This is a genomic window from Williamsia sp. Y853 (genome assembly GCF_056786495.1).
In genome coordinates, this window is the sequence record NZ_JBXCJC010000003.1 from 100318 (window position 1) to 114570 (window position 14253).

The following is a 14253-nucleotide window of genomic DNA, read 5'->3' on the forward strand; positions in this document are numbered from 1 at the left end:
AATGCAGCGACTTAACGAGGAGGGCTTGGAAGCGCTCATCGTCGGCCAGATGGCTGAGGCCGGCTGGACCGAGGGCAAGCCCAGTGAGTTCAACGCCTCGTACGCTCTCGACATCGGCGAGCTGGCCGCGTTTGTCGCGGCAACCCAGCCCAGCCTCGTCGAGCCGCTCGGGCTCACTGCCGATACGCCGGCTCGGCACAAGTTCCTCGCGCGAGTCCAGGGTGAGATCACCAAGCGCGGAGTCGTGCACCTGTTGCGCAACGGCGTCGACCACCTCGGTCACCACCTCGACCTCTACTATCCGACGCCCACCGACGGCAACGCCAAAGCTGGAGACCTCTTCGCTGCCGATAGCTTTGTCATCACCCGGCAGGTCCACCACAGCGTCAGCAACACCGGTTCCGCGATCGATCTTGTTGCGTTTGTCAATGGGCTTCCTGTGCTCACCTTCGAGCTGAAGAACAACATTACCAAGCAGACGGTCGACGACGCCGTCGAGCAGTATCAGCGCGACCGCGACCCCCGTGATTCGCTGTTCGGCTTCGGACGCACCATCGCGCACTTCGCCCTTGACGACCAGCGGGTGAAGTTTTGCACAGATCTCAAGGGTGCGTCGTCGTGGTTTCTACCGTTCGACCAAGGGTTCAACGACGGGGCGGGTAACCCGCCGAATCCTGATGGCGTCAAGACCGACTATCTGTGGACACAGATCCTTGCCCCCGGCAGCCTCGCCGGGATCATCGAGAACTACGCGCAGATCGTCGAGGAAAAGAACCCCAAGACGGGCAAGAAGTCGCGCAAGGCGATCTTCCCGCGATTTCACCAGCTCGACGTCGTCCGCAAACTCCTTACCCACGTGGCATCGAACGGCGCCGGACAGAAATACCTGATTCAGCATTCGGCGGGCAGTGGCAAATCGAATTCGATCGCGTGGCTCACGCACCAGCTCGCCGAGGCGACCCACAACGGCGAGGTCGCCTTCGACTCGATCATCGTGGTGACCGACCGAATCATCCTCGACAGCCAACTCACCCAAACGATCAAGTCGTTCCTGCAAGTCGGGTCCACCATGATGCACGCCGACAAGTCCGGTGATCTGAGGCGAGCGATCACAAGCGGCAAGAAGATCATCGTCACCACTGTGCAGAAGTTCCCGTACATCCTCGAAGACATCGGGGCCGGGCATCGTGACCGGACCTTCGCGATCGTCATCGACGAGGCGCACTCCTCACAGGGGTCGAAAACCTCCGCCGCCGTCTCACGGGCACTCGCCGCAGTCGAGGTGGGGGATGGCGAGGACATCACCTTCGAAGACCAGATCAACGCGATCATCGAGAGCAAGAAGATGCTCACCAACGCGAGCTACTTCGCGTTCACTGCGACCCCGAAGAACAAGACACTCCAGATGTTCGGTAACCCTGTCGCGAATCCCGACGGGACGGAGGGTCACAAGCCGTTCCACTCCTACACGATGAAGCAGGCCATCCAGGAGGGCTTCATCAAGGACGTCCTCGCCAATTACACCCCGGTTGGTAGCTACTACCAGCTGATGAAGACCGTCGCCGACGACCCCGAGTTCGACGCCAAACGCGCCTCGAAGAAGCTCCGAGCGTACGTCGAAGGCAACCAGCATGCGATCGCGCAGAAATCCGCAATCATGGTCGAACACTTCCTCGATCAGGTGATCGCGAAGCAGAAGATCCGCGGCCAGGCGCGCTCCATGATCGTCACTTCGTCGATCCCGCGCTGCATCGAGTATTTCCACGCCGTACGTGAGGCTTTGGCTACGCGAAAGAGCCCGTACCAAGCGATTGTGGCGTTCTCGGGCGAACACGACTACCAGGGCTACAGTGTGACCGAGGTCAGTCTCAACGGATTCCCCTCGGGTGCGATCGCCGAAAAGATCAAGGATGATCCTTACCGAATCCTCGTCGTGGCCAACAAGTTCCAGACCGGCTACGACGAGCCTCTCATGCACACGATGTACGTCGACAAGCCGTTGTCGGGAGTACTTGCCGTGCAGACGCTCTCGCGACTCAACCGTGCTCACCCGGCCAAACACGACACTTTCGTGCTCGATTTCGCCAACGACGCGGACGTCATCAAGAAGTCCTTCGATCCCTACTACCGCACCACGGTGTTGGTGGAGGAAACAGACCCAAATAAGCTACACGATCTCGTCAACGACCTCGACGGTTTCGCCGTTTACACACCCGAGCATGTCGACGAGTTCGTCAGGCTATACCTCGCTGGGGCGGGACCTGATCAACTCCATCCCGTCCTCGACGCATGCGTCGCCGAGTACATCGAACTGCCCGACGAAGACGACCAGGTGAGATTCAAGGGCGATGCCAAGGCATTCCTGCGCACATACAACTTTCTGTCGACGGTCCTGCCCTATGGAAGCGTCGAATGGGAGAAGCGTGCGATCTTCCTCGACAACCTTGTGCCGAAACTGCCAGCGCCCAGGGAAGAAGACCTCACGGCTGGCATCCTCGAGAACATTGACCTGGAGTCGTATCGTGCAGAGAAGGCCGTCGCGATACGGATCATGTTGGACGACGAAGACGGTTCGCTCGACCCGGTTCCCGCCTCCGGTGGAGGCCACTCGCCAGAACCTGAGTTGGAGAAGCTATCGGCGATCGTAAAGAGCTTTAATGACCACTTCGGCAACATCGACTGGGAGGATGCCGACCGCATCCAGCGTCGTATCACGGAGGAGATCCCCCGGATCGTCGCCGAAGACGAGGCCTACCGCAACGCGCAGGCCAACGATGACCCAGTGAATGCTCGAGTCGAGATGAACCGCGCACTCGGCAAGGCCATGCTCAGCCTGATCGCCGACGAGACGCAGTTGTTCAAAGCATTTCAGGACAATGACAGCTTCAAACGCTGGCTCGAAGAGGCTGTCTTCAAGGCGACGTACCGGAAGGAGTCCGCGTGAACGCGGAGGTTTTCTAGTCTGAGAGAGGGGATACAGGGCCAGGTCGATAGCGCGGATTCCTTTGAAGATGGTCGCGACGGTGTGGTGCGGGACCCCGATCAATGTCACAAGCCGGGCTAGTCAGGCTATTTCGAGCGTTCTCTGAATGCCTATGGCTGCGAGGGTGAACCGTGCCGTCGGTGCGGCGCGATCATGCGTCGCGAGCAATTCATGAACCGCAGTTCGTTCAGCTGTCCTCGCTGCCAGATCAGACCCCGGGGCTAGCCTGTTCTCAATCCGATGAGCGGGCAGGCATGATCGTGTCATGACCCTCGAACTGACACCGGATGAATTGCTCACCACCACCAGGACCGTGCGCAAGCGGCTCGACCTGACCCGGCCGGTACCGCTGGAACTGATCAAAGAATGTCTCGAGATCGCACTGCAGGCACCGTCGGGGTCGAACCGGCAGGGGTGGCAGTGGCTGGTCATTACCGATCCCGAGATCCGGGCCACAGTAGGTCGCATCTACGGCGAACTCGTGGACGAGTACCTGGCTTCGGATCAGTCGGCGGCCAAACTCTTTGCCGACGACCCCGAGCGGGCCACCGTGCAGCACCGGATCGGCGGAAGTGTCGCCTGGCTCGGAGAACACATGGGTGAGGTTCCGGTACTCGTCGTCCCCTGCATCAAAGCCGGAAAGAACCTACCGGCGGGCAACCAGGCCGGACTGTGGGGTTCATTGTTGCCGGGCGTGTGGAGTTTCGCCCTCGCGGCACGGGCCCGCGGTCTCGGGACCGCATGGACCACACTGCATTTGCAGCGCGAAGCCGAGATCGCCGAGTTGTTGGGGATCCCGGCCGGATATCACCAGGCCGCGCTGATCCCGACTGCCTACTTCACCGGTGAGACCTTCAAACCGGCGCCGCGGGTACCACTCGAGAACGTTCTGCACATCAATCGTTGGTGAAGCCGCGGGGTGTGGCCGCGGTGCCATTGTGGGCGACCCGCCCGTGGAATTGCGGCCTCGCCGCAGGTGTTAAATATCGACATGACCGCAACCGAACCCATCAACTCCGCCGCGCCCTCGACCACCGAGTTGTGGGTGCAGCGCACCGGAACCCGTCGGTACACCGGCCAGAGCAGTCGCGGCGCTGAAGTCCTGATCGGCTCGGACGGTGTCGAGGGCGTGTTCACGCCGGGTGAGCTGCTCAAGATCGCCCTGGCGGCGTGTACCGGAATGAGTTCGGACAAGCCGCTCTCACGCCGCCTCGGTGACGACTACGACGCCACGATCCGGGTCAGTGGTGCCGCCGACCGCGAGAACGAGGTCTATCCGCAGCTCGACGAGGTGCTCGAGGTCGACCTGTCCGAACTCGATCCCGAGGCAGCTCAGCGGCTGCTCGTGGTGGTCGAACGGGCCGTTGACGCGGTCTGCACCGTCGGCCGCACCCTGAAGGCCGGCACCAAGGTCGGTCTGACTGTCGAAACCGAATAGGCGAAACCGAATAGGCGGGACGGAGTAGGTCATGACGGAGTCGGGATCCGAGGTGGTGCGCATGCGGGCCTGGGTGCACGGATACGTGCAAGGTGTCGGATTCCGATGGTGGACCCGCTCGCGTGCGCTCGAACTGGGACTGGTGGGGTCGGCGTCGAATCAAAGCGATGGCCGGGTCCTGATCACCGCCGAGGGTGAGCGCACAGCATGCCAGGCCCTCCTGGACCTGATCGACGCCGGGAAGAGCCCCGGAAAGGTCGACGCGGTGGTCACCGATTGGGAACCCCCACGCGGAGACCTGACCGGATTTGTCGAGCGCTGACGGTAGGCTGAGGCGCTGTGCACCTCAAAAGCTTGACGCTCAAGGGATTCAAGTCCTTCGCGTCGGCAACCACCCTGCGTTTCGAACCGGGGATCACCTGTGTCGTCGGCCCCAATGGGTCCGGCAAGTCGAACGTGGTCGACGCCCTGACCTGGGTGATGGGCGAACAGGGCGCCAAGGCATTGCGCGGCGGCAAGATGGAAGACGTCATCTTCGCCGGCACCTCGGGGCGTGCCGCGCTGGGCCGGGCCGAGGTGACGCTGACCATCGACAACTCCGATGGTGCGCTGCCCATCGACTACTCCGAGGTGTCGGTGACACGCCGGATGTTCCGTGACGGCGCCGGCGAATACGAGATCAACGGCAGTTCCTGCCGGTTGATGGACGTCCAGGAACTGCTCAGCGACTCCGGCATCGGCCGTGAGATGCACGTCATCGTCGGACAGGGACGACTCGCCTCGATCCTCGAATCCCGGCCAGAAGAACGCCGAGCCTTCATCGAAGAGGCCGCCGGTGTGCTCAAACACCGCAAACGCCGGGAAAAGGCGGTCCGCAAGCTCGACGCGATGCAGGCAAACCTGTCGCGGCTGGGCGACCTGACCTCGGAGCTGCGCCGTCAGCTCAAACCACTCGGTCGCCAGGCCGAGATCGCCCGCCGCGCGCAGACGGTCCAGGCAGACCTCCGCGATGCCCGGCTCCGGCTTGCTGCAGACGACCTGGTGATCCGCCGCAGCGAACTCGCCGAGCAGCAGACCAGCGAAAGCGAACTCCGCAGGCAGCAGGACGAGCTGGCCGCCCAGCTCGATGAACTCCAGATCCAGGTCGACGACAACGAGAAGTCGCTGGCACAGATCGTTCCGGCGGCCAACGAGGCCGGCCAGGCCTGGTTCGCCCTGTCCGCGCTGACCGAGCGGGTCGGCGCGACCTGCCGGATCGCTGCAGAGCGCAGCCGCTATCTGGCAGAACCGGTTCGGACGGATTCGGGTCGTGATCCCGAACAACTCGACCGTCAGGCAGAGGCCGCCGCCGCCGAGGAGACCACGCTCACCGAATCCGTCGAAGAGGCCGGAATGCAGCTCGACGGGGCCAAGGAAGCCCTCGCCGAACTGGAGGAAGAGGCTGCCGCGGCCCAGCGTGCACATATGGCGGCCGTCCGGGCCGTTGCCGACCGGCGTGAGGGATTGGCGCGACTCGAAGGCCAGGTCGACAATCTGCGCACCAAGGTCGAGACGATCGACGCGGAAACGGCCCGACTCGGTGCCGCCATCGAGAACGCGGCGGCCCGCGCCGAATCGGCCGGCGAGGAGTTCGATGCCGCGTCGGCGACGGTGGCCGACCTCGATGCCTCGGAACTGGGCCTCGACGAACACCACGAGCGCAGCGTCGCCGCGCTGAACCAGGCCAACGAGCGGGTCGCCGAACTACAGGCCGCCGAACGTGCGGCCGAACAACGGGTCACCTCGCTCAGGGCCCGGATCGATGCATTGGCAGTCGGTCTGGAGCGCAAAGACGGTGGTGCCTGGCTGATGGAGCACCGCTCGTCCGAATTGCTCGGCCCGATGTCCTCGCTGTTGCGCGTCGAGGAGGGCTTCGAACCCGCCATCGCCGCGGCACTCGGCCCGGCCGCCGACGCGGTGGCCACCGCCGATCTTCCCAAGGCCCGCGCATCGTTGTCGGCGCTGCGGGAGAACGAGGGCGGCCGCGCCTCGGTGCTCATCGGAGGTGTCGAAGCGACCGGTCGCGGAAGTGCGACCCTGCCTGCAGGCGCGCGGTGGGCGCTCGAGGTGGTCTCGGTCCCCGAAGCGCTGCACGGTGCTGTCGAACTCTTGCTGGGGTATACCGTCGTCGCCGACACGGTCGAGGTGGCCGAACTGGTTGTCGCGGATGCGAAACAAGTTGTACCGCATATTGGTTCGCTGCGGATCGTCACGCTCGACGGCGATTTGATCGGTGCCGGATGGCGTAGCGGCGGCACCGGCGCGCGGCCGTCCACCATCGAGGTGCAGTCCGCGATCGACGCCGCCCGCAACGATCTGGTGCAGGCCGGTCGACGCAGCGAAGAACTGATGGCCGCACTGTCCGGCGCGCTGGCCCAGCAGTCGGATTGCCGTGATACCGCCGAACAGGCACTCGCCGCGCTGCATGAATCGGACGCGCAGCTCGGTGCGATCTACGAACAACTCGCCCGGCTCGGTCAGGCGGCCCGTGCGGCGCAAGAGGAATCGGCACGTCTGGCATCGCAACGCGCCCGTGTCGAGGACAGCCGCACCGAGGCGATGGCCACACTCGCGGCCGCCGAGGAGCGGTTGCACATGGCCCGGGACGAGAGCACCGATCGCGGCGGTGGCGGTGAGCTGCCGGACACCGAGCGGGATGCGGCAGCTGCCGCGGTCGCCGAGGCCCGAGCAGTTGAGATGGAGTCCCGACTGGTCTTGCGCAGTGCCGAGGAGCGCTTGGCCTCGGTTCGCGGCAAGGCCGATTCGCTGCGCCGGGCCGCGCGCGCCGAGCGGGAGGCGCGGGAACGTGCCGAACGACAGAACAAGGCCCGCGCCCACGCCGCGGAGGTGGCAGAGGTTGCGCTGGAGTTGGGAAAACTGATCGCCGCGCGTCTGGAAATTGCTGTGGCACAGGCACAGTCGTATCGCGACGAACTCGAGCGTGAGCGCGCGACCCGGACCGAACATCTCGACGTGGTCAAAAAGACCGCAGCGGAGGTCGGTGCGCAGCTCGCCTCGTTGAAGGATGCGGTGCACCGCGACGAGGTGGCCAAGGCGCAGGTGTCGCTGCGGATCGAGCAGCTCGAAGAGCAGATCATGAACGACTTCGCGATCAGTCCCGACGATCTCATCGCCGAGTACGGGCCCGAGGTCGCGTTGCCGCCGACGGAGCTGGAGATCGCCGAGTACAACCAGGCCAAGGAGCGCGGCGAGACGGTGGTCGCACCGACGCCGATCCCGTTCGACCGTGCCACCCAGTCCGCCAGGGCCAAGAAGGCCCAAAAGGATCTGAACACTCTGGGCAAGGTGAATCCGCTTGCGCTGGAAGAGTTTGCCGCGCTGGAAGAGCGCTACAACTTCCTGTCCACGCAACTCGAAGATGTGAAAAAAGCGCGCCAAGACCTGCTCGACGTGGTGCAGGATGTCGACAACCGGATCCTGCAGGTGTTCACCGAGGCCTACGCGGACGTCGAACGCGAGTTCGTCGAGGTTTTCAAGACCTTGTTCCCCGGAGGTGAGGGACGTCTGGTCCTGACCAATCCGTCGGACATGCTCACCACCGGCATCGAGGTGGAAGCCCGTCCACCCGGCAAGAAGGTCAAACGCCTGTCGCTGTTGTCCGGTGGTGAGAAGTCGCTGACCGCGGTTGCCATGCTGGTGGCGATCTTCCGGGCTCGCCCGTCACCCTTCTACGTGATGGACGAGGTCGAAGCTGCGCTCGACGACACCAACCTGCGCCGGCTCATAACTCTGTTCGAGCAGCTGCGCGAAAAATCGCAATTGATCGTCATCACCCACCAGAAGCCGACCATGGAGGTCGCCGACGCCCTCTACGGCGTCAGCATGCAGGGCGACGGCATCACCACGGTGATCTCGCAGCGGATGCGGGGCCAAGACCTGGGCGCGCCGCCGACCGTCGAAGCAGGTCAGGCAGCGACCTGACTGAGCAGCACTGCGAAGTCTCCGGCCTGATCGGTCCAGGTGTGGTGGCGGTCGAGGCCGGCGGCCGCGAGCTCGCCGTGCAGGGTGTCGAGGTCGAACTTGGTGCTGATCTCAGTGAGGATCTCGGCACCTTTGGGTAATTCCCAGCTGCGCTCGATGGTCCCGAACTCGGCTGATATGTCGCGACGGGCGCGGAGCCACATCTCGATCCGATGTTCGGCGGGGTTCCACCTCGCGATGTGATCGAAGTCGTCCGCGTACAGGCCTCGTGCCGCCAACCCGGTCCGCAACACCTCGATCACATTGCGATTGAAATCGGCTGTCACGCCTGCGCGATCGTCGTATGCGGCGATGAGTCGGCCTGGATCCTTGATCAGGTCGGCGCCGAGCAGGAAAAAGTCCCCGGGGCGCAGCGCCCCGGAGATCCGCCGAAAGAAGTCGGCGCGTTCACGGGTGTCGAGGTTGCCGATGGTGCCGCCCAAGAAGATCGCCATCCGCGGGCCGGCATGGTGCGCCAGAGACAGTGCCGGATCCCCGAAATCGGCGTGGAGAGGTTCGACCGCGATTGCCGGGAACTCCGCGGCCAACTGCTCGGACGCCGAGGTGAGCATCTCGATGCTCACGTCGAGGGGCACATAGGTGAACGCGCCGCCGCGATCGGTGAATGCCTGCAGCAACAAACGGGTCTTCTCCGACGTCCCCGATCCGAGTTCGATCATGGTGCGGGCACCCGACTGCCGGGTGATGTCGACGCTGTGGGTCCGCAGGATCTCGGTCTCCCGGCGGGTGGGGTAGTACTCCGGCAGACGGGTGATCTCATCGAACAGCTCGCTGCCGCGCTTGTCGTACAACCACTTCGCAGGCAGGACCGGCGGGTCCTGCCACAGGCCGACCATCGCGTCGGCGACCAGATCCGGGTTCACAGACGTGTTCGACCCCGTCATCGGGCCAGCCGCAGCCCGCTGAGCACCCATCGAGAGGGCGCCGGGAAAAAATTGCGGTACGTGATCCGCTCGTGGCCGCGCGGTGTCAGAGCGCTTGCGCCGCGCAGGACGTGCTGATCACTCATGAACTTGCCGTTGTATTCACCGACGGCGCCGTTGGCCGGGACAAACCCCGGATACGGGAGATAGGCACTCGACGTCCATTCCCACACGTCGCCGACCATCGCCTCCGTGGCGATCGAAGGGTGACATCGCCTCGGATCGAGCAGTCCGCCGCGGCGCCCGCCGGTGAGGGCGGCGGCGTTCTCCCACTCGAACTCCGTCGGTAGGCGGGCACCCGCCCATCGGGCGTACGCGTCGGCCTCGTAAAAGGAGACGTGCGCAACCGGTTCGTCGAAGACCACCGGTCGACGGCCGGACAGCGTGAACGTGGTCCAGGTCCCGTCGTCGTTGCTCCAGTAACCCGGCGCGGTCCATCCGGTCTCCTGGATACGGGCCCAGCCGTCGGACAACCAGAACTCGCTGCGCCGGTAGCCGTCGTCGGCCATGAACTCGAGCCATTCACCGTTGGTGACCTGCCGGTTGGCGATCTCGTAATCGTGTAGGTAAACGGTGTGGCGCGGACCCTCGTTGTCGTAGCTGAACCCGCGATCGTCGGCACCGATCTCGACCAGCCCACCGGCCATCGATTGCCAGCGCAGGGGAGGGGCCGACGCGGTCGAACTTCGCGCGTTCGACTCTGACGCCCGATCGACGTACACCGGGCCGAAAGGATGGGTGGAGAGCAGATGCTTGATATCCATCAGCACTAGTTCTTGGTGCTGTTGCTCGTGGTTGCAGCCCAGTTCCACCAGTTCGATCGCCACGTCATCGAGTCGGTCTTCGGTGAGGGCGGCGGCCAGGGCCCGGTCGATGTACTCGCGGTAGCGGGTGATCTCCAGGGTGCCGGGCCGGGTGATCAGACCACGCTCCGGTCGGGGATGACGGGCACCGACAGCCTCGTAGTAGCTGTTGAACAGGTAGCGGAACGATTCGTCGTAGACGGTGTATCCGGGGAGGTCGCGGAGAATGAACTCCTCGAAAAACCAACTGACGTGCGCGCGGTGCCATTTGGTCGGGCTGGCGTCCGGCATCGACTGAGGTGTCTGGTCTTCGGGGGAGAGTGCTGCGGTGAGACGGTCGGTGAGCCCGCGCACGTCGAGGAATTTGGTGGTCAGAGCGGACTGGTCAACCGAAATGCTCATGTTCGTCTCCTGGTCGTGGTCAGGGCGTAACGAGTATGGGTGCAGGGTCTGACAATCACCGTACGCCCAGATCCTGGTCATCGGTGCGGTTGCGAACGTTCCTCGACTGTGTCCGGACGTGCGGCTCAGATGCCCTCTGGCAGACTGGGCCGGTGAACTCAGGTGCCGTAATCGCGATCGTTGTTGTAGTTGCCGTGCTGCTGTTGGCGCTGGTGGTCGGAGGCCTGGTGGTCTCCCGTCGCCGTCGAATCTCCCTGCGCGACAGCGAAGATCAGGTCACCGGATCCGATGGCACCAGGCAGGTCGACAAATCGGGTGGCTATCAGGCGGGTTCGGGCTTCTCCTTCACCCAGGGCGGGTCCGGGACGACAGTTGCCGAACCGCCGACCCCGGACGTCCCGAGTGCACCTGCGAAAGAGGTTGCGCCCGAGCCCGAGGTTGTCGAACCGCCCGCTGCCCAGACGCCGGTCGTCGAGCCGGAAGTGGTCGAACCCGAGCTAGCGGAACCCGAGGTCGCCGAGCCTGAAACCCCAGCGCTTGAGACTGCAGCGCCTGAAACTGCAGCGCCTGAAACTGCAGCGCCCGAGGTGGCCGAGCCAGAGACTGCCGCCCCGGCACCCGAGCCCGCACCTGAGGTTGTCGAGCCGAAGGTCGTCGAGCCGGAGATCGTCGAGCCGGAGGTCTTCGAGCCGAAGATCATCGAACCGGAGATCGTGGCGCCGGAACCTGAGCTCGAGCGAGAGGCCGTGGAGCCGGCGCTCGATGAGATCGCGCCGACCGCGGGCCGCCTCGGCCTGCTCCGCGGTCGTCTGTCGCGGTCGCAGAACGCACTGGGCAAGAGCATGCTCGGACTGCTCGGTGCCGGTGACCTGGATGAGGACAGCTGGGAAGAGATCGAGGACACGCTTCTGATGGCCGACCTCGGTACATCGGTGACGATGGCAGTCGTCGACCAGTTGCGTACCGAACTCGCCCAGGCGCCGGTCCGTTCGGCGGCGGAGGTCCGGGCCCTGCTCCGCAAGGTGTTGATCGCACAGATCGAGCCGAGCCTGGACCGCTCGATCCGCGCGCTTCCGCATGCAGGCAAGCCCTCTGTCCTGTTGGTGGTCGGTGTCAACGGCACCGGCAAGACAACCACCACCGGCAAACTGGCCCGCGTTCTGGTTGCCGACGGTCGCCGGGTGTTGCTCGGTGCGGCCGACACCTTCCGCGCCGCCGCTGCGGACCAGCTGCAGACATGGGCAGAGCGGGTCGGTGCCGAGGTGGTCCGCGGTAAAGAAGGCGCCGACCCCGCTGCGGTCGCGTTCGATGCCGTCTCGCGTGGCATCGAGGAAGGCGTCGACGTGGTGATGATCGACACCGCGGGTCGGCTGCACACCAAAACCGGACTCATGGACGAGCTGGGCAAGGTCAAACGTGTTGTCGAAAAGCGGGCCGCCGTCGACGAGGTGCTGTTGGTCCTGGATGCGACCACCGGACAGAACGGCCTCACCCAGGCGAAGGTGTTCTCCGAAGTCGTCTCGATCACCGGGGTGGTGCTGACAAAACTGGACGGCACGGCCAAGGGCGGGATCGTCTTCCATGTGCAGCGCGAGCTCGGAGTGCCGGTCAAGCTGGTGGGTCTGGGAGAGGGCGCCGATGATCTTGCACCGTTCGAACCAGAGGCGTTTGTCGACGCTCTGTTGGGCTGATCAAACGTTGCTCAGATCCTGCGAATTGCTGCGACTCGAGACGGCCTCACACAACAAATCAACGTAGGTTCGGCGGTCTGATCAACGTCATTCCTGCCGGTATACATAGATGAAACATGAATCGGGTCGCGGTTCACACGCATGAAACACCAGAGCACCCTAAACGCAATCCTCGCCCGCCAATCTCTTTGAAGGCGCCGAGCCGTCGGCGCACTCTAGGAGGTTTCTTACAGTGGTTTTGGCACTGCCAGACGATGCGTTTGCGCCCTACGACGTCGGGGCGACCGCCTGGGTCCTGACGAGCGCCGCACTCGTGCTCTTCATGACACCGGGACTGGCCTTCTTCTACGGCGGCCTGTCGCGTCAGAAATCCATCATCAACATGATGATGATGTCCTTCGGCTCCCTCGGTGTCGTGAGCGTGATCTACGTGCTCTGGGGTTACTCGATGTCGTTCTCGTCGTCGACAACCGGCGACAACGACATCCTGGGCATCTTCGACAACCCGTTCTCACTCTTCGGCCTCAATCAACTGATGGAGACCAAGGACATCGACGGCGAGACGTTGAATGTCATCGGCGGCTTCGGAGACGTTCCGGCCATCGTGTGGGCCGGCTTCCAGCTGACCTTCGCGGTGATCACCGTCGCGCTGATCTCGGGTTCGCTTGCCGAGCGCGTGAAGTACTCGACATGGCTGGTGTTCACGGGCGTCTGGGCCACCCTCGTGTATTTCCCGCTCTCGCACATGGTCTGGGGCGGCGGTCTGCTCTCGAACGCCGAGGACAGCTTCGCGTCGTGGATCTTCGGAACCGAGGACGTCGACGGTGACATCGTTGCCAAGGTTGCCCCGATCGACTTCGCAGGCGGCACGGTTGTCCATATCAATGCCGGTATGGCGGGTCTGGTCCTTGCTCTGATCATCGGCAAGCGCGTCGGCTTCGGTCGCACCGCCTACCGCCCGCACAACGTGCCGTTCGTCATGCTCGGTGCGGCAATCCTGTGGTTCGGTTGGTTCGGCTTCAACGTCGGATCCGAAGGCACCGCAGACGCTCTGGCAGGCCTGGTCTGGATCAATACCACCGCCGCGACCGCAGCAGGTCTGATCGGCTGGCTCGTGGTTGAGAAGATCCGCGACAAGTCCGCGACCGGCGTCGGCGCAGCATCGGGCATCGTTGCCGGTCTGGTCGCCATCACCCCGGCTTGTGGCGCGCTGACCCCGATCGGTTCGCTGATCCTCGGTGTGATCGCCGGTGCACTCGCAGCTGTTGCCGTCGGTCTCAAGACCAAGCTCGGCTTCGACGATTCACTCGACGTCGTCGGCGTGCACCTCGTTGCCGGCCTGTGGGGCACCATCGGGATCGGCCTGCTGGCCTCCGAGACCGGCCTCTTCTACGGTGGCGGCGGAAAGCAACTGGTCATCCAGATCGTCATCGCACTGGTCGCTGTCGGATTCACCGCTGTCATGACCACCATCATCGCGTTCGCACTCAAGCCACTCGGCTGGCGGATCACCACCGAAGATGAGGACACTGGTATCGATGAGACGGATCACCGCGAAAGCGCGTATGACTTCGCTTAAGTCCTGCAAACTCAATTTCGCTAGGTGATCCTCATGGAGGGATACAACAAATGAAGCTAGTTACCGCGATCGTGAAGCCGTTCACGCTCGAAGATGTCAAGGCTGGTCTGGAACAAGCAGGCGTTGTCGGTATGACCGTCAGCGAGGTCCAGGGTTACGGTCGCCAGAAGGGCCACACCGAGGTCTACCGCGGTGCGGAGTACTCAGTCGACTTCGTTCCCAAGGTTCGGGTCGAGGTCGTTGTCGACGACGCCGCAGTCGACAAGGTTGTCGATGTGATCGTCGAAGCTGCACGCACCGGCAAGATCGGTGATGGCAAGGTCTGGGTGTCCCCGGTGGAAGCCGTCGTCAGGGTGCGTACCGGAGAACGCGGCAGCGAAGCCCTGTAAGACA

At 63.9% G+C, this 14253-nt stretch carries 10 protein-coding genes and 1 pseudogene; 9 read left to right on the top strand and 2 right to left on the bottom strand.

From position 1 onward, the window contains the following. The first annotated feature begins 1 nt into the window (after window position 1). The 6 genes and pseudogenes from AC1TPF_RS16595 to smc all read left to right on the top strand — a co-directional run bounded on the left by AC1TPF_RS16595 (window position 2) and on the right by smc (window position 8402). On the top strand, window positions 2-2944 hold the full coding sequence (locus tag AC1TPF_RS16595) for a type I restriction endonuclease subunit R (RefSeq protein WP_482144777.1): 2943 nt from the start codon (window positions 2-4) through the stop codon (window positions 2942-2944). A 120-nt stretch (window positions 2945-3064) separates the two neighbouring features. After that, window positions 3065-3208 (top strand): annotated as a pseudogene (locus AC1TPF_RS16600) (zinc finger domain-containing protein); the annotation flags it as partial. A gap of 40 nt (window positions 3209-3248) precedes the next feature. Continuing rightward, window positions 3249-3893 carry a nitroreductase family protein gene (locus tag AC1TPF_RS16605; RefSeq protein WP_482144778.1) on the top strand — a complete coding sequence of 215 codons (645 nt, stop codon included), beginning with the start codon at window positions 3249-3251 and terminating at the stop codon, window positions 3891-3893. Between the two features lie 81 nt (window positions 3894-3974). Continuing rightward, complete coding sequence (locus AC1TPF_RS16610; protein ID WP_482138974.1) at window positions 3975-4421, top strand: OsmC family protein; 447 nt, start codon at window positions 3975-3977, stop codon at window positions 4419-4421. A gap of 31 nt (window positions 4422-4452) precedes the next feature. Beyond that, window positions 4453-4743 carry an acylphosphatase gene (locus AC1TPF_RS16615; RefSeq protein ID WP_482144779.1) on the top strand — a complete coding sequence of 97 codons (291 nt, stop codon included), beginning with the start codon at window positions 4453-4455 and terminating at the stop codon, window positions 4741-4743. Window positions 4744-4760: 17 nt separating this feature from the next. After that, window positions 4761-8402 carry a chromosome segregation protein SMC gene (smc, locus tag AC1TPF_RS16620; RefSeq protein ID WP_482144780.1) on the top strand — a complete coding sequence of 1214 codons (3642 nt, stop codon included), beginning with the start codon at window positions 4761-4763 and terminating at the stop codon, window positions 8400-8402. Here smc and egtD read toward each other — a convergent pair. Both egtD and egtB read right to left on the bottom strand, forming a co-directional pair. After that, the gene (egtD, locus tag AC1TPF_RS16625) at window positions 8387-9346 is read right to left on the bottom strand and encodes an L-histidine N(alpha)-methyltransferase (protein ID WP_482138980.1); all 960 of its coding nucleotides are present in this window, start codon (window positions 9344-9346) and stop codon (window positions 8387-8389) included. The genes smc and egtD overlap by 16 nt on opposite strands. Continuing rightward, entirely contained in the window at window positions 9343-10590 is a 1248-nt protein-coding gene (gene egtB, locus AC1TPF_RS16630) for an ergothioneine biosynthesis protein EgtB (RefSeq protein WP_482144781.1), read from the bottom strand. The genes egtD and egtB overlap by 4 nt, the downstream gene beginning before the upstream one ends. Before the next feature lie 152 nt (window positions 10591-10742). On the opposite strand from egtB, the gene ftsY reads away from it, so the two are divergent. From ftsY to AC1TPF_RS16645, 3 genes are all read left to right on the top strand, one after another. Further along, entirely contained in the window at window positions 10743-12281 is a 1539-nt protein-coding gene (gene ftsY, locus AC1TPF_RS16635; RefSeq protein WP_482144782.1) for a signal recognition particle-docking protein FtsY, read from the top strand. A 232-nt stretch (window positions 12282-12513) separates the two neighbouring features. Continuing rightward, window positions 12514-13860, top strand: coding sequence for an ammonium transporter (locus tag AC1TPF_RS16640; protein ID WP_482138985.1), 1347 nt, complete (start codon window positions 12514-12516; stop codon window positions 13858-13860). A 50-nt stretch (window positions 13861-13910) separates the two neighbouring features. Continuing rightward, window positions 13911-14249 carry a P-II family nitrogen regulator gene (locus tag AC1TPF_RS16645; RefSeq protein ID WP_482138987.1) on the top strand — a complete coding sequence of 113 codons (339 nt, stop codon included), beginning with the start codon at window positions 13911-13913 and terminating at the stop codon, window positions 14247-14249. The last annotated feature ends 4 nt before the right edge of the window (window positions 14250-14253 follow it).